The sequence below is a fragment of the Okeania sp. SIO2B3 genome (assembly GCF_010672525.1).
Classification (GTDB): Bacteria; Cyanobacteriota; Cyanobacteriia; order Cyanobacteriales; family Microcoleaceae; genus Okeania.
Genome location: NZ_JAAHGH010000011.1, coordinates 151,843 through 169,513, shown reverse-complemented (window position 1 = coordinate 169,513; position 17,671 = coordinate 151,843). Strand labels below are relative to the sequence as shown.

Annotated in this window: 13 protein-coding genes; 5 read left to right on the top strand and 8 right to left on the bottom strand. The window is 34.7% G+C overall.

The features are described 5' to 3' along the window. Window positions 1-200: 200 nt before the first annotated feature. The 3 genes from F6K15_RS12995 to F6K15_RS12985 all read right to left on the bottom strand — a co-directional run bounded on the left by F6K15_RS12995 (window position 201) and on the right by F6K15_RS12985 (window position 4,975). Window positions 201-932 carry a D-alanyl-D-alanine carboxypeptidase family protein gene (locus F6K15_RS12995; protein ID WP_293061387.1) on the bottom strand — a complete coding sequence of 244 codons (732 nt, stop codon included), beginning with the start codon at window positions 930-932 and terminating at the stop codon, window positions 201-203. A gap of 616 nt (window positions 933-1,548) precedes the next feature. Beyond that, the gene (locus tag F6K15_RS12990; RefSeq protein ID WP_293061385.1) at window positions 1,549-3,150 is read right to left on the bottom strand and encodes an IMS domain-containing protein; all 1,602 of its coding nucleotides are present in this window, start codon (window positions 3,148-3,150) and stop codon (window positions 1,549-1,551) included. Window positions 3,151-3,484: 334 nt separating this feature from the next. After that, window positions 3,485-4,975 carry an IMS domain-containing protein gene (locus F6K15_RS12985; RefSeq protein WP_293061383.1) on the bottom strand — a complete coding sequence of 497 codons (1,491 nt, stop codon included), beginning with the start codon at window positions 4,973-4,975 and terminating at the stop codon, window positions 3,485-3,487. Between the two features lie 85 nt (window positions 4,976-5,060). Between F6K15_RS12985 and F6K15_RS12980 the strand changes: the two genes are divergently transcribed. Then, a complete protein-coding gene (locus F6K15_RS12980) occupies window positions 5,061-6,278 on the top strand; it encodes a DUF1460 domain-containing protein (protein WP_293061381.1) in 1,218 nt (405 codons plus the stop codon). Window positions 6,279-7,432: 1,154 nt separating this feature from the next. Here the strand turns inward: F6K15_RS12980 and F6K15_RS12975 are convergent. After that, window positions 7,433-8,752, bottom strand: coding sequence for a D-alanyl-D-alanine carboxypeptidase (locus F6K15_RS12975; RefSeq protein ID WP_293061379.1), 1,320 nt, complete (start codon window positions 8,750-8,752; stop codon window positions 7,433-7,435). A gap of 737 nt (window positions 8,753-9,489) precedes the next feature. On the opposite strand from F6K15_RS12975, the gene F6K15_RS12970 reads away from it, so the two are divergent. Next, window positions 9,490-11,880, top strand: coding sequence for an ATP-binding cassette domain-containing protein (locus F6K15_RS12970; protein WP_293061377.1), 2,391 nt, complete (start codon window positions 9,490-9,492; stop codon window positions 11,878-11,880). A 205-nt stretch (window positions 11,881-12,085) separates the two neighbouring features. Next, complete coding sequence (locus F6K15_RS12965) at window positions 12,086-12,721, top strand: hypothetical protein (RefSeq protein ID WP_293061375.1); 636 nt, start codon at window positions 12,086-12,088, stop codon at window positions 12,719-12,721. 485 nt (window positions 12,722-13,206) lie between these two features. On the opposite strand, the gene F6K15_RS12960 is transcribed toward F6K15_RS12965, so the two are convergent. Beyond that, on the bottom strand, window positions 13,207-13,848 hold the full coding sequence (locus F6K15_RS12960; RefSeq protein WP_293061373.1) for a Uma2 family endonuclease: 642 nt from the start codon (window positions 13,846-13,848) through the stop codon (window positions 13,207-13,209). A 279-nt stretch (window positions 13,849-14,127) separates the two neighbouring features. Then, complete coding sequence (locus F6K15_RS12955; RefSeq protein WP_293061371.1) at window positions 14,128-14,769, bottom strand: Uma2 family endonuclease; 642 nt, start codon at window positions 14,767-14,769, stop codon at window positions 14,128-14,130. A gap of 433 nt (window positions 14,770-15,202) precedes the next feature. Here F6K15_RS12955 and F6K15_RS12950 point away from each other — a divergent pair, with 433 nt between their 5' ends. Together F6K15_RS12950 and F6K15_RS12945 are read left to right on the top strand one after the other, a co-directional pair. After that, window positions 15,203-15,661, top strand: a complete 459-nt coding sequence (locus tag F6K15_RS12950) for an EVE domain-containing protein (protein WP_293061369.1) — start codon at window positions 15,203-15,205, stop codon at window positions 15,659-15,661. Window positions 15,662-16,106: 445 nt separating this feature from the next. Beyond that, entirely contained in the window at window positions 16,107-16,730 is a 624-nt protein-coding gene (locus tag F6K15_RS12945; RefSeq protein WP_293061391.1) for a ribonuclease H-like domain-containing protein, read from the top strand. A gap of 226 nt (window positions 16,731-16,956) precedes the next feature. On the opposite strand, the gene F6K15_RS12940 is transcribed toward F6K15_RS12945, so the two are convergent. Together F6K15_RS12940 and F6K15_RS12935 are read right to left on the bottom strand one after the other, a co-directional pair. After that, window positions 16,957-17,313, bottom strand: coding sequence for a DUF5615 family PIN-like protein (locus tag F6K15_RS12940; RefSeq protein ID WP_293061367.1), 357 nt, complete (start codon window positions 17,311-17,313; stop codon window positions 16,957-16,959). Further along, window positions 17,310-17,558 (bottom strand): DUF433 domain-containing protein, encoded by a 249-nt coding sequence (locus F6K15_RS12935; RefSeq protein WP_293061365.1) that lies wholly within the window; start codon window positions 17,556-17,558, stop codon window positions 17,310-17,312. Before F6K15_RS12935 ends, F6K15_RS12940 begins: the two co-directional genes overlap by 4 nt. Window positions 17,559-17,671: the final 113 nt, after the last annotated feature.

Below are 17,671 nucleotides of genomic sequence, written 5' to 3'. Positions count from 1 at the left end.
TCAGCTATTAATTTTAGGGAAGGTAAAAGCAACCTTTGAAATTGAGAAAGAATAAAAAGTTGCTGACAAGTCCCCTGGCTAAATCCTAGAAGTAATTATTCATTACTAATTGCTGATAGCTGACTGTTAATAGCTGAATGCTTACAACATGGCATGAATTTGAGATTTTAAATTCAGGATAATTAAGGATACTGAAAAAATTAAAAATCAGAATTTTTAGCATTAGCAAATACGGCTTTTGATGAAGATGATTTTATAAATCGCCAATGCCAAGGTTCATAACTTATACCTTGGGAATTATTTACGGGAAATGAGATTTCAAATCCATATTCTTTGGCATGAATTTTGAGCCATTTAAAGGCTGTTGTATTTTCAAATTCTTGGGTTAAATCTAGATTAGGAAATTTACCATCTCCTAAATCTACAGCATAACCTGTATGATGTTCGCTATATCCTGGAGGTGCATTAAATTGGGCAGCTTTTTCTTCTGAACCTGATTTTTCTACTTGAGCATCCCACAATATTTGTTGCTGTTTAATAGTTCTAAATCCTGAAATTACAACGATCCAAATTCCTTCGTTTCTAGCAGTGTATATTAATTTCATTAATTCTCTGGCAGCTTCTTGATTAAGTTGTTCAAATCTCTGATATTCTCCGATGCCATAACTGGCAATTATAGTCAGTTTTTTTGAATTAGTCTCTTGATAGGGGAAGTGTTTTAATAATGGTTTACTATTAGTTATTTGATGAGTGGTAATTGATTGTATTGCTTCGGTTTTTGTTAGAGATTTAGGATTTTTTTTTAAGGCAGGAACAGAATTTTTTATGGAGTTTGGGAGAAAAAAATTCATAGTTACTAACCCAGATATTACGACTATTATCGCTATAGTTAATGTAATTATCAATAGTTGTAATTTACGCCAAAAATTCATAATACCAATTTGATAAATGTTTGCTACAAATGGTAGAGGTCATTTCAGTTATCAGTTATCAGTATCTCTAGCTGTTTGCGCAGTATTCCGTAGGAAAGCAAGAGGGTTAAAATAAGGAATATGTTCTTTTTTTATCTCCTTAAAAGGGGAGGCTTTAGACCACAATTTTTCGGTAAGAAATAAGGAAGAGGAAAGAAGCAAAAAGGGGGAAATATTGAAAAAAAGGGAAAAAAGTATAGATATAACCATCTAAAATAAACTGGAGTAGTTATTTTTAAGCATATTCGATCAATATCTATCTTTTTGTAGCATTCTTTTTTAAAATTGGTATAAACTATAACTCCAAAACTGCTGTAATTTGAATTTTATCTGACTATTTAATTAGCTATTAGCTTTTCCGTTCCGGAATGCTCCGCAAACAGCATTTAGCTAGCCTCTTGCAGAGGAACTGCGTTAACAGCTAAAAATCTAAGAGTTCGGTGTCCCCCACGCTTATTTGAAAAATTAGTGGTGCCTGTTAATGAGGTTTTGTAGACGTAGAGTGGCTTGTCTTGAGTATCCCCCATTATAAAGGCCAGAGAAGCTGATAGCTGACTGCTGACCGCTGACTGCTATTTCAAAGTGTGCGAGAGTTAGATATTTTCCACTGACCGTCTACTAATTTTAAGTTATAAATAATGGTTAAAGTTTTGAAGTCTGTTTCACTGGGGTCAATTTTGCCATTACGATAAAGACTATATTCTTCAGTAATTCTAACTTTGATAGTTGCAATATCTCGGTCGGCGAAAAATTGTTCTACTGACTCAAGTCTTTGTATGCCATATTTGTAGTAAGCTTTGTTGCTTTTTAACCAATTGATTGAACCATTTATTCCGGCTGTTTTTTCATAAAAATATCCTGTAGTTAACTCCTTGGCAATTTGGCTATTGTATGGAGGGGAAAACATTTTTCCTTTTGCTTCTAGCCAAGTTTCAATTAATTTTTTTGCTTCTATTTCTGAGATTGAATTGACTAGAGGAGTTTTAGGTGTTTGAGACTGTGGTGAAGTTGTCGATTTTGGTGATGGAGTAGTTGTTTTTTCTGGATTGATATTTGTGGTTGATATATCAATATTTTCTTGAGACTTTTTGGGGAAAATTGAGTTAATTATTGAGGGAAATATATGACTTAAAACAATGCCAATAAGAATAAAACTGCCAATTATACTACCTGTAATAACTGCTTTTAACCAGTCTCCCATCTGATGAGTTTTTTTGGGGACTGGGGGGTGAGAAACTACAGATTGAGAAGAGCTTAAAGTTTCTGATGGAGGTAAGGTGACTGAGGTTGGTGCTGGAGTGGGAGATGCTTCTGATAGGGGTAGAAGGATGGGAGGTGGTGGAGAAGGTACTGTGGGAATCATAGCAGTGGGGCCGAATTTTAGGGAATGGAGCATTTCTGCGGCGGTGGAGTAGCGATCGCTTGGGTTAGGTTGAATAATTTTATTTAAAGTTTCTGCTAGTTGGGGAGTTATATTTGTAGATAAATTTTCCCACTGAGAATTTGTTGGTAATTGGCGGGGATTTTTTCCAGTTAATAAATAAATTATTGTTAGTCCTAAACTGTATAAATCGCTGGCATAAACTGGATGTCCTGCTGCTTGTTCTGGTGGCATAAATCCTGGAGTACCTATTATTATGGAGCGAGAAGGATTGCCTTGAGAATTTAATGTTGTTCCCATTAATTCTTTGACTGCTCCAAAGTCGATTAATACTGGTAAGTCATCTTTTTCTCTCCAGATTATATTGCCTGGTTTTATATCTCTATGGATAATTCTTTTACTGTGAATGTAGTCTAAAACTGGTAGTAAATTTATGAGAATTTGTCGTACAGAATCTTCATTAAATAATCCTTCGGTTTGTAATTTTTTTGTGAGAGTTTCTCCTTCTATCCATTCTTGTACTAGATAAAATTTTCCGTTTTCTGTAAAGTATGCGTATAATCTAGGAATCTGATAATTTGTTTCTCCTAATTCTTCTAAAATTGCTGCTTCTCTTTGAAATCTATCTTGTACGATTTGATAAATTTGAGGATTATTTACTATGGGTTTAAGTTGTTTAATCACGCATAGACGACCGGAGGGCATTTGAGTATCTTGGGCAAGAAATGTTTCGCCAAATCCTCCACTTGCTAATGTGTTGATGATGCGATAACGGTTATTTAAAATCGTTTTGTTCATAGCATCCCAGTATTTATTTCAAAGTTACGAAAGAAGAAAATAAACTAGATAAATCAATTAATGGGGTTTGAGCAAGAAAAAATATTCTTTTGCTCTATAATGTTTTCAAATGAGATGTAAATATAGATTGATGTTTTTTATAATAAAAAAAGTGCTGTTTTGAGTCTATTATATCCTTGTATTTATTACTATTTAATGCTGTTTACCCCCCTTTACTATTCCCTATTCCCTGTTTCATAGCACTTGGTTTCCACATTCCAGATAAAAACACTATATGTGTCTTTGGGGTCAGGAGGAAAGAAAGAAACTTTAACAAAATTGGATGAGTATTTTTCTAAATAATCTCAGAAGTAGCTATTTTCCATTTGCCATCTATAAATATCAAGTTATAAATAACTGTTAGTTGGGCAGAACCTGACCTGGTAGCGTCTAATTTATCATTCTTAAATAGTTGATATTCTTCAGTAACTTTAACTTGAATAGTTGCTTGATTTCCTTGAGTAGAAAAATATTCAATACTATCTATTTTTTGCATTTTATACTGATAGTAAGCATTGTTTTCTTTTAACCAAGCGATCGCTCCATTGGAGGTTACTATAGTATCATATACTTTTCCTGTTGTCAATTCAGCAGCAAGTTTGCGGTTGTATGGAGGAGCAAATATTTCTTTTTTTGCTTTTAACCAATTCTGGATTAATTCTTCAGCTTGTTGTTGAGAAATTGATGTTACTAATTCGGTGGTGGGTGGTGTAGGAAATTTTGGTATTTCTGAGCCAGCTTGGGGAGATTTACTTAAGACATTTTTGAGGAGAATACTAACCAAAAAACAACTGCCAATAGCACCACTAATAATCACAGCTTTCTGCCAATATTTGCGATTAATAGATAATTGAGTTGAAGGGGGGTCTAGACATTGGTCTAAAGATGAATTTAAAGTTGTCGTTTTTTCAGGATTATTGATTACCGCTAAAGATAAAGATGACTGAGTTTTTTTATTAGTAAAAACCTGAGTTTCATCAGACTCTAAAGCATTTAACATTTCTGTAGATGTAGCAAAGCGATCGCTAATATTAGGTTGAATTGCTCGGTCTAAAATTTCTGCTAATTTAGGAGTTAAATTACTGGTATATTTTTGCCAAGTAATCCTCCCTGTTTGTAAATCTATTTCTAAATCTTGGGGAACTTTTCCTGTTAGTAGAAAAATAGCTGTTAACCCTAAACTATATAAATCACTAGCATAAACTGGTCGTCCCGCTGCTTGCTCAAAAGCCATATATCCAGGAGTACCAATCATCATAGAAATAGGTGTCGTATTTTGAGAATTAATAGCTGTACTAATAGAATCTTTTACTGCCCCAAAATCTATTAAAACTGGCAAATCATCTTGTTGGCGCAAAATAATATTTTCCGGTTTAATATCTCGATGAATAATATTTCTGCTATGTATATAGTTAATAACCGATAGTAAACTAATCAGAATTTTCTGAACATCACCATCTGTCATTGGGCCTGTAGTTTTTACTTTTTTCCCTAGAGTTTCTCCCTTTATCCATTCCTGTACCAGGTAAAATTGACCTGCTGTATCACTAAAATAAGCATACAACTTGGGTATTTGGCTATTAGTCTCCCCTAATTCTTCTAAAATGGCCGCCTCTCGTTGGAAACGTTGCAATACCTGTTGGTAAATTTCGGGATTATTTGTAACTACTTTAAGTTGCTTAATTACACAGTAGCGACCAGAAGGCATTTGGGTATCTTGAGCTAAAAAGGTTTCTCCGAACCCACCACTACTGAGTGCTTGTATAACTTGATAGCGATTGTTCAAAAGTGTCGGTTTCACATCAGGAATTATTGCCCATTTGTTTTAATTCAGGATAACATACTTATTAGCTAAGAATCCTTATAAAAAAATGAGAAAATTATTAAAGTTAATTATTTTGACAGTAGCAATTACTGGCAGCTATACAGGGATTTTATCTATTGTAAATAAGATTAATGCTGCTCAAAAGGGTGTTAATCTACAGACTAAATATCTTGCTAAGAATCGGGAAAATCTCCAAATAAAATTTGACAATAAAAAGAATATTAATTCACAATTATCTGCTTCAGAAAAATTATCTAATTTTCGTCTAATTCAATTTGATGATACTACTTTTAAATCTCTAGATATTGATGAAGAAAATTCATTCAAATTATCTACTTTATCAAATAAAAATATTTTTAAAGAAGCACCTGTAGGTCCTTCTCAACCTCCGACAAGACCAGTAATTGATGTTCAGTTAAATAAAAGTGTTGGAGACAAAGGAATTAACACACAATCACTGAATAATTTGCCCGAAGACCCTCAGTTTAAACCAGTTATGGAATATGCTAGAAAACAAAATCTTTCTCAACGTCCGATGGCAGAAATTATGCAGGCGATCGCTGATTATTTTATTGGTACTCCCTACAAGGCTGGATTATTAGACCAGTCGAATCAAGAATCTTTAGTTATTAGTTTAGATGGGTTTGATTGTGTCTTATTTGTAGAAACTGTGTTGGCAATGGCTAGGGGGATAGCAGTAGAAGATTATTCTTATTTGACTTTTGTTAATAATATTAAAAATCAGCGTTATTGGAATGGTAAAATGAATGGTTATTGTAGTCGTTTGCATTATTTTTCTGAATGGATTGCTGATAACCAGAGGCGTGAAAATATCAAAGATATTGGTGTTGAATTAGGTGGAGATAAAGTTAAAAAGCCATTGTTTTTTATGAGTAAAAATAGATGGGAGTATCCACAAATTGCTAGTAATGATGCTAATTATCAATGTATTGTTAATATGGAAGATAGTATTAGTAAGCTGAAAATTAACTATATTCCTTACTATAAAATTAGTAGCGTTTATTCTCAGCTAAAATCTGGAGATATTGTCGCCGTAGCAACAGAAATTAATGGCTTAGATGTGACTCATACTGGTTTAGTTTATCGTAATTCTGATGGTAATATTGGCATTATTCATGCTTCTCCTGCGGGTAAAGTAACTGTTGCTTATGATTTAGAAAGATACATTTGGAATGTGGAAAGTGCCATTGGTATTTTAGTGGCGCGACCTGTCGATCCAAGAGAAGTCAGAAGTAATCCCTGACTAAGTTTTTCCTGCGGAAATATTGCGCGTAAGCATTCAGCTATTAGCAGTCAGCGGTCAGCAATTAGTAATGAGCAATTAGGGTTTGCTGAAAAAGTCTTATAGTTAAGGATAGAATTCAGAATTTAGAGGAGTTATATTATAGAAATTCTCATACTGGTGAGATACAAAATTCGTTTTTTTAGGCAACAGCTCATCTGGCAACAGGCAACAGGGAATAGGGAATAGGGAATAGGAATAAAAAAGATTACTGTACCTCACTAGCTTGGGAAATGCTATATGTCCGGTTGAACAGTTATAAATAAACGATGAAGGAGTCAGGAGTCAACCCACCCCTCGCCCCTCTTCCTCCCAGGAGGGGGAGTCAGGAGTCAGGAGGGAAGAAAGAAGAAGAAGGAGAAAGTTTTTTTTATCACTAATTATCCGGACATGATATTAGAAGAAAGAAATATCTCTTTGGAAAGAAAGAGAAAAAATCGGAAGATAAAAATCCTGATATTTTTCTGACTTTTTTTCTCCCCTCTTTCTTGCTACTGTCTGAAAAAATCTGGAGGGAATTACTATCAATCTCTGTTCAACAATTAATAATTAATAATTAGGGCTTGCTGATTAAATCTAAAAGTATTTATAAATAAAGGTTTTAGCCTTTTTAAGTATCAAAAAGTACGAGGTTTTAAGTGGTCATAGTTCAAAAATTTAGGATTTTGGTCAAGATTTGGGCAGAAAAATTAAGGGACAAAACGCCCGCTCCTACCTCCTCGCTCCCAAGCCATTTCTCCTGTCTCCTAACCCTACTAAAAGACTTTTTCAGCAAACCCTAATTATCTCTCCTTGAAAATAAGAGGATTAACTAAAAGGAAGATTTTTTCTTCTCTTGGTCTCATGGATATGGCTCCGAGACCTCGCCATCCTACCCTACGGGAAAGCTGCGCTTTTTCCTACGGAATGCGCTCGCATTCATGTCGCGTAGCGTTAACGGAGTTGTGCGCCAGCAAAACGACCGCTTTTTTCTTCTTTAAAGGAGAGGCTTTAAACCTTAATTATTTGGTAAGAAAGGGAAAAAATCGGAAGATAAAAATCTTGGTATTTTCCTTCTTTCTTCTTCCTTCTTCCTTCTTCCCCTTCTTCTTTCTTCCTTCTTACTTCTTCCTTACTTATATAATTTCACTACGAGAAGTTTTAGTTTTTCTCTCAGGATTAGCTGTTAATTCTGGTAGCGATAACTCCACAGCACCCCAGTTATTTAAAACATCTTTAAGGAAAATTTCTTGCTGGTTGCGTAACTCTGTTACATTAGGTCCTTTATTCAGAATTGTAAACCAAACAATTCCCTGTTCTTTTGTTGGTAAAGCACCTGCTAAAGCACTAACATAATTTAGAGTTCCAGACTTAACTACTGCTAAATTTGGAAGTTGTTTACGTTCATCTAAAATACCTTTATCTTTACCCACAATTACAAATACATCTGCCACATTCATATTATATTGCTGAAGATATTTCTCTATTGCTAGAAACATTCCAGTAGCGGCGCGGGGAGAAATGCGATTTTCTTCTCCTAAACCAGAACCATTAATTAATGTAATTTCTTCTTTTGGTACTCCAACAAATTGAGCAGTTTTTTCCGCAACTACTTGATAGCCTCCTACAGCTTCAGCTAACATATCTGCCATTAAATTATTACTATATTGATTCATCTTTTTTACCAGTTCAGCCATGGGAAAAGAATAATGTCTAACTAATAGTTTAATATTTTCAGGAGGAGTAGGAGAAACTTCTACAATTCCATCAATTATTACTTGTGGTTTTGCTGTACCTGGAGGCAAAGTTTGATATTGATTTAAAACTTCTGAAGACCAAATTTTACTGTTTAATCCTTGTTTCAGTAAATTACCAGCAGTCTGAGGATTAGATTCAAAATTCATGTAAAATTTGCCAGTAATAATTAGATTGCCAGTAACTCTTTGAATCCCAATTTTATTTAATAAATTGCCAATAGCGATCGCTTCTTCCCAAACAAAAAATGGATCTTCTCCTCCTTGAATGACTAAATCTCCATTTAATACGCCATTTTCAATTTCTCCTGTTGTGCCAATTAAAGTAATAAATTGATGGTCGGGATTGAAAGTTCTTAAGGCGACTAAAGAAGTTGCAACTTTAGTAATTGAAGCTGCTGGTAAAGGAATTGTACCTTGATGATTTGCTAATAAAGTATCATTTGATTGTATCCATATTCCTTGATTTTGTTGAGAAAATCCTTGACTAGCTAGTCTATTTAGATATGTTTTTACTTGATTAGAGGCTATTGTTTCTGGATTATCTGGAGGTAATGTTAAGGGTTTTTTCGGAATTTCAATTAATACTTGTGGGGAGGGTGTGTTTTCAGGAGAAGGAGATGGTATTTCCGGTTCAGGTGATTTACATCCAGCTAAAGATAACGCCATACATATAGTAATTATAGAAATTTTTTTTAGCATTAGTTTCATTTTCAATTATTACAGTAATACCTAAGACTTCTTACAGAAGTCAGGGAATAGGGAATAGGGAATAGGGAAATTAAATTGTTTCTTTCATGTCTTGAATTGATTTAATTAACAGTTTAGTCAGAGGTCTCTAGAGATTATACTATGATTAACTCTGTATTGCATTTTAGCAGTTTGCATAGAAGAAGGAAGAAGGAAGAAAGAAGAAGGAGGAAGATTTTAGTTATCTAACACAGAAGGAAGAAGGAAGAAGATTTTAGTTATCTACAACAGAAACAATAAAAAAGAAGATTTTAGTTATTTATAACAGAAGGAAAAATATGGCGTTTTCTGAGTTTTAAGCTTTTGATATGTCCGCGCCCTTTCCTTCGACTGCTATATAAAAAAATAATCAAATATTGCTACTTTTATTTTTTTTTATTAGATTTTTTTACAAAAATAATGTAGTTGATTTTGCAATACATTTTTCCCAAAATAATAGTCTCTTTTATGCTAAAATCAACATACTAAATTGTAGATTAAGTTAGAATTTATGACCAAAAAATAGGGTCTCTAGCTTCCCCTTTTCAAGAGGATGAAAAAAGTAAACTTCAGTATTTTCTTGCCTCTGACTTTAGCCGGAGGTACTGATAACTGATAACTGATAACTGATAACTGAAATGACCCACTTCTGATTAAATATAAATAGTTTTTGTCAATCTGTGCCAAAGAATCTAAAATCTAATATTATTATGACTAATAAAACAGGGCAAACTACCCTTTTAAGTAATAATCCTTATATAGAATTAAGTAATCAAGGCCAAATTATTACTCTTGAACTTAAACAACACAATCATATATTAGGACGCGATCGCCTCCATGCGGATCTTGTAGTACCTTCAGGTTGGTTAGTTATATCTAGTTACCACGCCACTATCCGGAAAATTGACGATCGCTACTATATTTATGATGGTGACGGTCATCGAGCAAGTACCAATGGATTATTTCTAGACCGTACTCGCATCACTCCATCTGAAGGTCATATTCTAGAGAATGGTATGGAAATCAAAATTGGTCTCGACCCCCAAAACCAAATCTTGCTGAAATATTTCGATCCTAATAATCCCATAACTATAGCATCTTTACCAAAAACACGCTCAATATCTTTAAAAGAGCGATCGGTCTTACTTGGTCGCGATCCTGATGCCACTCTGGAATTGGATGCTCCCATTGTTTCTCGTAGTCATGCCACCATTGAACCTAATGGTCAGGGTAATTACGTTTTAAACGACTATAGTACCAATGGTGTTTTTGTTAATGGGGTGCGAGTTAAAAACTCTATTGTTTTGACTGAAGGAGCGGTCGTTAAAATAGGACCTTTTACTCTAATTTTGCGTGGCGATCGCTTAGAAGTTTTTGACCAGGGAAACCAAATTCGTATTGATGCCGATCGCCTATTTAGAATAGTCAGAGACCAACGAGGAAAAACACGAGTTTTACTGAATGATATCTCCTTTGCGATCGAACCAGGGCAGTTTGTGGCGTTGGTGGGAGGTAGTGGCACTGGTAAATCAACTTTGATGCGAACATTATTAGGAATAGATCCTACAACTAAAGGCAAAGTTTATATTAATGGTGAAGATTTAAGGAATAATTTCAATATCTATAGGACTCAAATTGGTTATGTTCCTCAAGATGATATTATTCATCGAGAATTAACAGTATTGGAGGTTTTAAATTATGCGGCAAAATTGCGATTACCGCCGGATATTGATATTAAGGAAGTAGTGGAAAAAACTCTAGAACAAATAGAGATGAAGGAGAGGAAAAATGTATTAGTTAGTCAGTTAAGTGGAGGGCAGAGAAAAAGGGTAAGTATTGGTGTGGAATTATTAGCAGACCCGAAATTATTTTTCTTAGATGAACCGACATCAGGACTCGACCCAGGTTTAGATAAAAAAATGATGCAACTATTAAGAAAATTGGCAAATCAAGGACGAACAATTATCTTAGTTACTCATGCCACAGCTAATATTAGAATTTGCGACCGAGTAGTTTTTTTAGGTAGAGGCGGGCGTTTATGTTATTTTGGATCTTCCAGAGAAGCTATGACTTTTTTCTCTGTCAATACAGGTGACTTTGCTGATATTTATAACGAACTAGAAACCAGTGATGAAAATATAAATGAATGGGTAAATAATTTTCGTCAATCAGAATATTATCGACGTTATATTGCCAATCATCTCAGTATCGATAATTTAAAACCTCCTACTAATTTACCTCCCAAAAAACAACCTGCTTCTTTTGGGAAACAACTTTTTATTTTAATTCAACGATATTTTCAATTAATTATTCGCGACCCCATTAACTTAGGTTTAGCTTTATTTACTGCCCCTATAGGTATTAGTTTAATTTTATTTGCAGTTAGAGATAAAAATCCATTAATTGGCGACCCAGAACCTACCTTAGCTCCTTTAGCTTTGCGAGTATTATTTGTATTTACCTGTGCTTGTTTGTGGGTTGGTCTGTCTAGTTCCCTGCAAGAAATAATCAAAGAATCAGCTATTTATATTCGGGAAAGATTAGTTAACTTAGGATTATTTGCTTATCTCAGTTCAAAAGTAATAGTTCTAGGATTATTAGCAACTCTGCAAACTCTATTAGTAGTATTAGTAGTGATATTGGGATTTGAAAATCCACAGCCAGAATTAATGTCATGGCCGATAGGAGTTAGTATTACGACTTTTTTAACATTAATAAGTTGTATGAGTTTGGGATTAATGATTTCATCAATTGTGAAAAATGGTTCTCAAGCTAATAGTGCTTTACCCTTAATATTGCTACCTCAAATTATTTTTTCTGGTGTTTTATTTGAAATGACAGGTATAGCTAGTAAATTTTCTTGGCTAATGTTAAGTCGTTGGTCTGTAGCTGCTTATGGAGCACTTGTAAATGTTAATAATATGGTGCCAGAAGCAACTAAATTACCAGATGGAAGTACCGTTCCTTTGCCATTTTCAGGTTCAGATGTTTACAACCTTAACTGGGAAAACTTAGGGATAAATTGGGGAGCTTTATGTTTACATTCGCTGATTTATTTAGGCTTTACTATTTGGTTTCAAAAACGAAAAGATATTATATAAGTGGTGTAAGCATTCAGCTATTAGCTATCATATAACCTACATTCCGCACTTCCAGGGGAGATTAAATATTGAAGTCATTAAAAATATATTACATATAAAGATATATGACATATATTGTATAATGGCAATTATTAAATTAGATTGAAAATTGAATTGCTTTAGATAAGAAAAAGATCAATTTTTAAATAATAAAGGATTAACGGTGATGAAATTAACTGAGATAATGGAATTAATTAGGTGGTGGGCAGTTTTTCTGATTCTTGCTACAATTGAAATCATATTTCTTGCAAAGCTATTGGCAAACAATATATCAGTAGAATTACTTGTGGCTATTACACTCATTGCAATAGTAATTTTCTTTACCCTTCGCGTTGAAGATTTAAATCGAATTTCTATTAAAAAAGATGGATTACAGGCGAATTTATTAGACAAAGTAAAAGAGGATGTAAAGAAAGATGTAAAAGAGGATGTAAAGAAAGATGTAGAGAAAATTGAAGGTGATATTCAGCAACTCCTAATTGCAGTGGTCTTAGATGCATACGATTATATAACCTTAAAAAAAATCAAGGGTGATGAAAAAGATGACAGTTATGATATTAATCGTCCTAATGAAGAATATTTATTAGAAAAACTAAGAAATAGAGGTCTTATTGAAGAGAAGAAGAATAGTGAATCAGGTTTTGAAAAGATAAAAAATAGAGGAAATTCGAGGCTAACATTGCAATTGTCTGACTACTTCTCCATTACAGATCAAGGGGAAAAATATTTAAATGTAATTAATCAATATAAACTTGAGCCAGAGCTAAAGAAAATTCTTTATAAGAATGGCTTTGTTGCATAAAAGAGGAAAATCGTTTAAAAATAACAGAACATAGCACAAAAAATCTACAGCAGTAGACATGAGTAAGTCCAAATACAAGTCCAAGTCCAAGTATAAAGACCTTTATTGAGTAAGTAACTGGTCTGAGTACAATGCTTCGTTGAAACTAAAGAAAAAGTACTACTCTAGTTCATTCCTCTACAGGGGTAATTTTGCGATCGCAACTTTCATGCAACAAAGCCTGTAAGAATTCATATAGATAGCGATCGCGCTCTGGGTTCTCAGAAGCCAAATTCTAGAAATATTTGCTCGCTAATAAGCATCTAGGAAAAAACCGGGTTTGCTGGGTTTGCCTTGCGAACGCTACTCCCGACCAAGTTGCTGTTATCCAAGTGTCTGTGGGTAGTTGAGTTTGGGTTTTGCTCATGTTTTGTGAAAAAAGGTATAGTGTGTAAGTCCTGATAATGATAACCTTGTAGAGACTAAGCATGGTTAGTCCCTACTCCCTATGCCTGAAAATGCTGTAATAACCAAGTATAAACTTGAGTTTCATTTGTTTGACGAGTGCGCTGAAGCGCCTCATTTAATAAAGAAATGTCTAAACCAGGCAAAACTTGAGACCGATCGATTTTTCTACTACCACCATTAGCAACAGCAAAGGCAATAATTTCTACATTCTGCACATCAACTATCCAATATTCAGCAACATTAAGTGTTTCATAAAGCAAACGTTTTTTTCCTATGTCATCAGGAAGAGAAGTATTAGCAACTTCAATAACTAGAGTTGGTGGAGGATAAATATCCAGGTCAATAAAAGAAGTTCCCCAAGGAATGACATCAGCATTTTCCCCAATGTAATAGGAAGCATCAGGTTGAGCTGCTCGAAGTCCAGTTTTGCGATAGGTGCAGTTATCTCTACTACTCAGGGCAATATTTTTAGTCGCAGCAAAGAAAGCAACTGCAGCCATAATAACTGCATGGTCTTTAGCGTGGTCATTTCCTAATGGTGACATTTCTATTCTGAGTTTTCCTTTGTGGTAGTAAACTTTGGCTTTTTCATAACTTGGGTCTTCAATAATTTGAATGTATTCTTCCCAAGTTGCTGTTATCCAAGTTTCTGTGGGTAGTTTGGTTCGGGTTTGGTTCATGTTTTGTGAAAAAAGTATAGTGTGTAATATCATGTTCGGTTGAATACTTATAAATAACTGTTGTGAGTCCTCAGTCTTCAGTCCTCAGTCCTCAGGAGGAAAGAAAGGAGAAATACTTATGAAATATTGGAGATGAGGTATTCATAATTTCATTATTTCTTTGGTACTGTCGGTACCCGGAGTCCTTAAATTTTATTATAACTGACCCGTCCGAACATGATATAACTCCTGATCATGATAGCTTTGTAGAGACGTTGTATGCAACATCTCTACTCCCTTCTAAGATTGAAACTGCTCTAATAACCAAGCATAAACTTGAGTTTGATTTGTTTGACGAGTACGCTGAAGTGCTTCCTCTAATAAAGAAATGTCTAAACCAGGCAAAACTTGAGACTGATCGATTTTTCTACTGCCACCGTTAGCAATAGCAAAGGCAATAATTTCTACATTCTGAACATCAACTATCCAATATTCAGCAATATTAAGTGCTTCATAAAGCAAACGTTTTTTCCCTATATCATCAGGAAGAGAAGTATTAGCAACTTCGATAACCAGAGTTGGTGGAGGATAAATATCCAGGTCAATAAAAGAATTTCCCCAAGGAATGACATCAGCATTTTCCCCAATGTAATAGGAAGCATCAGGTTGAGCTGCTCGACATCCAGTTTTGCGGTAGGTACAGTTATCTCTACCATTCATAGCAATATTTTTAGTGGTAGCAAAGAAAGCAACTGCAGCTATAATAACTGCATGGTCTTTAGCGTGGTCATTTCCTAGTGGTGACATTTCTATTCTGAGTTTTCCTTTGTGGTAGTAAATTTTGGCTTTTTCATAACTTGGGTCTTCAATAGTTTGGATGTATTCTTCCCAAGTTGCTGTTATCCAAGTTTCTGTTGGTAGTTGGGTTTGGGTTTTGCTCATAGGTTTTGTAGGAAAAGATATATTTTATATTGTAGTAGACTGACACACCTAAAACTGTACACTCTTATTTTTGTTTCTAGGTGTCTTTTTCTCCCTATCTCCCCATCTCCCCATCTAACGCATCATTTTAGCTGTGTTGGTCCAGTAGGTAAGGTTAGCGATCGCTCTTTTTTGACTAGACTTTCAACCAGTTGAAAAAGTCTATTTTTAACAGAACTTACGCAAACTCTTAGACAATACGCTACCTGTAGAGGGCAAATGCCATTTGCCCCTACTAAATATGGTGGTTATGCGTAAGTCCTGTTTAATTATAGCCAAAACTGGCGATCGCTAGTTGATTTTTGTGATTAGACTTAGCTTGCTCTACTATATTTTTCATAGTAGTATTTGTATTTAAGTATTCAAATAATCATATATTATTTTTAAATAAATAATGAAATATTGGCTAATGAAATCTGAACCAAAAACTTACAGTATCTCAGATATGAAACATGAAAAAACTTGTATTTGGGATGGAGTTAGAAATTATCAAGCTCGGAATTTTTTGCGACAAATGAATCAGGGAGATTTAGCATTTTTCTATCATTCTAATATTGTACCACCTGGCATTATTGGATTAGTAAAAATATTAGAAAGTGGCATTGCTGACCCTACTCAATTTGACCAAAAAAGCAAATATTATGACCCCAAATCTACTCCTGATACGCCTCGGTGGCAAACTGTTTCTGTGGAGTTTGTAGAAGAGTTTCCTCAGTTAATATCTTTGGCTATTTTGAAACAAGAATTTAGCCCAGATGAATTGTTAGTTACTAAGAAAGGAAATAGGTTATCCGTAATGCCTGTTGCTCAAAATGTGGCAGAGAAAATTTTAGTAATGAAAGATAATTTTTAAGCTAATTTACTATATTATTCTGTGCCCATAAATTAGTCCAGTAGGGTGCGTTATTCATTAATTGATAATTACCTCTGCTTAAAACCGTTACGGAATTGAATATAAGGAAATATCCTAGCACTTTTTTTCCCTTGAAAAGGGGAGGCTTTAAACCAGAATTATTTAATTATTAATTATTAATTATTAATTATTAATTATTTGGTAACGCACCATCCCAAAGTCTAGTCGTAGTAGACTGACACAGCTAAAAGTGTGCATTAGATTTTTTGGTATAACTCTTGTTATAGGAAGGTTTGACTGATTTTTTTGTAGCAACATTTAAGTGTGTCTGGTGCGTTACGCTTTGCTAACACACCCTACTGGACTGACGCTGGAATGACGCAAAAGCAAGCACATTTGATATAATTGTTGAGTCTAAAAAATATTAGTAATTATTAGGTGAATGATGAGTGATTTTCAAGTATGCGATCGCGATTTAACGGAGGCCATATTATCTGATTATTTGCAAACTGATAGTATTGCAGTGGATACAGAAGCCATGGGTTTGTTGCCGGGGCGCGATCGCTTATGTTTAGTCCAGTTATGCAATTCTCAAGGTACAGTTACAGCAATTCGGATTGAAAAAGGGCAGCAAGAAGCACCTAATTTAAAACAATTAATGGAGGCAACAGAAATAGTTAAAATATTTCATTTTGCCAGATTTGATGTAGCAATGTTGCAGCATCATTTAGATATTAAAGTTTCCCCAATTTTCTGTACCAAAATTGCTAGTAAGTTAGCACGAACTTATACAGGTAAACATGGTTTAAAAGATTTAGTAATGGAGTTAGAAAAAGTAGAGTTAGATAAATCTGCTCAAAGTTCTGATTGGGGAAATGCAGAGAATTTAACTGAGGAACAATTGAGTTATGCTGCTAATGATGTGCGTTATTTATTGAGTGTCAGGGAGAAGTTAATTCAAATGTTGAAACGAGAGGAAAGGTGGGAATTAGCACAGCAGTGTTTTGAATGTTTACCCGTGTTTGTGGGATTAGATTTATTGCAGTATAAAGATATTTTTGAACATTAATTAAATTGGGATTTGCGGGGCGATATTTGTCTTTATTTATGCTATTATCAGTAGATAAAATAGGAAGCAATATTGCTCTGCAATGCCACCCTAAATGTAGGGGGTAATGGCATTCGCCCTCACTCAATTTAGTGTCCGTGCGTAAGTTCTGTTATTTTTGAGTTAGGTTAGTAATGGATGGGTTGTTTGTGGCGCGTTCGCGAAGAGTTGCGGATGCAACATCGCTTTAGTCAGAGCTACCACGAATTCTTACCCTTCCTGGAGATGCCGTAACAATAGCTCCTGCCTGTAGTTCGCTCTCGTAACGCATGAGAACTTGAACACAAACGGGGGCTTGTTGTTTGGCAGCGACATTTACCAAACGGATAATTCCGCTGTGAGGCTGGCCGCGAACGATTGCCATTTCACCAAAATCCTTATCAAGAGTAATTAAAATCCGCTGTTCGTTGTAAGCTCTAGTCAAAATCTCTTCATCGCCTGGGTCTTTTAACCAGTCACCGGTATATATGACATCATAACCATTAGCTTGCAACTGGGCACGAACTCCACCCCAAACGCAAGTATCGAGTAGCAGTTTGATCATTTACTTTCTATTAATAATGGTTCCACTCGCTCGCGACTGACTAATTTATAGGCATAAACCAGACAAGCTTGGATATCTTCTGGTTCTAACCAAGCATAACCTTCAAGAATAGTCTCTGGAGTGTCCCCTGCCGCTAACATTCCTAAGATATGTTCGACTGCCAAACGACGTCCGCGAATTATGGGTTTGCCGTTGAAAATTTGGGGATTAACAGAAATCCTATCTAATAGTTTGAGGTCGTCCATATATCAAAAATTATGGGTTTCTTTTAGCAAGCATTATAACGCTAAATTCGCTGACTGTCAAAACTTTAAAAGTGGGGAAGAAAATAGCGATCGCTTTTCTAATATCATGTCCG

What these genes read in the sequence shown, in the direction of transcription:
- F6K15_RS12975 (WP_293061379.1), bottom strand. Translation starts at nt 8,752, where the DNA reads ATGCTAAAAAAAATTTCTATAATTACTATATGTATGGCGTTATCTTTA.
- F6K15_RS12940 (WP_293061367.1), bottom strand. Translation starts at nt 17,313, where the DNA reads ATGATCAAACTGCTACTCGATACTTGCGTTTGGGGTGGAGTTCGTGCC.
- F6K15_RS12995 (WP_293061387.1), bottom strand. Translation starts at nt 932, where the DNA reads ATGAATTTTTGGCGTAAATTACAACTATTGATAATTACATTAACTATA.
- F6K15_RS12970 (WP_293061377.1), top strand. Translation starts at nt 9,490, where the DNA reads ATGACTAATAAAACAGGGCAAACTACCCTTTTAAGTAATAATCCTTAT.
- F6K15_RS12960 (WP_293061373.1), bottom strand. Translation starts at nt 13,848, where the DNA reads ATGAACCAAACCCGAACCAAACTACCCACAGAAACTTGGATAACAGCA.
- F6K15_RS12945 (WP_293061391.1), top strand. Translation starts at nt 16,107, where the DNA reads ATGAGTGATTTTCAAGTATGCGATCGCGATTTAACGGAGGCCATATTA.
- F6K15_RS12955 (WP_293061371.1), bottom strand. Translation starts at nt 14,769, where the DNA reads ATGAGCAAAACCCAAACCCAACTACCAACAGAAACTTGGATAACAGCA.
- F6K15_RS12990 (WP_293061385.1), bottom strand. Translation starts at nt 3,150, where the DNA reads ATGAACAAAACGATTTTAAATAACCGTTATCGCATCATCAACACATTA.
- F6K15_RS12980 (WP_293061381.1), top strand. Translation starts at nt 5,061, where the DNA reads ATGAGAAAATTATTAAAGTTAATTATTTTGACAGTAGCAATTACTGGC.
- F6K15_RS12965 (WP_293061375.1), top strand. Translation starts at nt 12,086, where the DNA reads ATGAAATTAACTGAGATAATGGAATTAATTAGGTGGTGGGCAGTTTTT.
- F6K15_RS12935 (WP_293061365.1), bottom strand. Translation starts at nt 17,558, where the DNA reads ATGGACGACCTCAAACTATTAGATAGGATTTCTGTTAATCCCCAAATT.
- F6K15_RS12950 (WP_293061369.1), top strand. Translation starts at nt 15,203, where the DNA reads ATGAAATATTGGCTAATGAAATCTGAACCAAAAACTTACAGTATCTCA.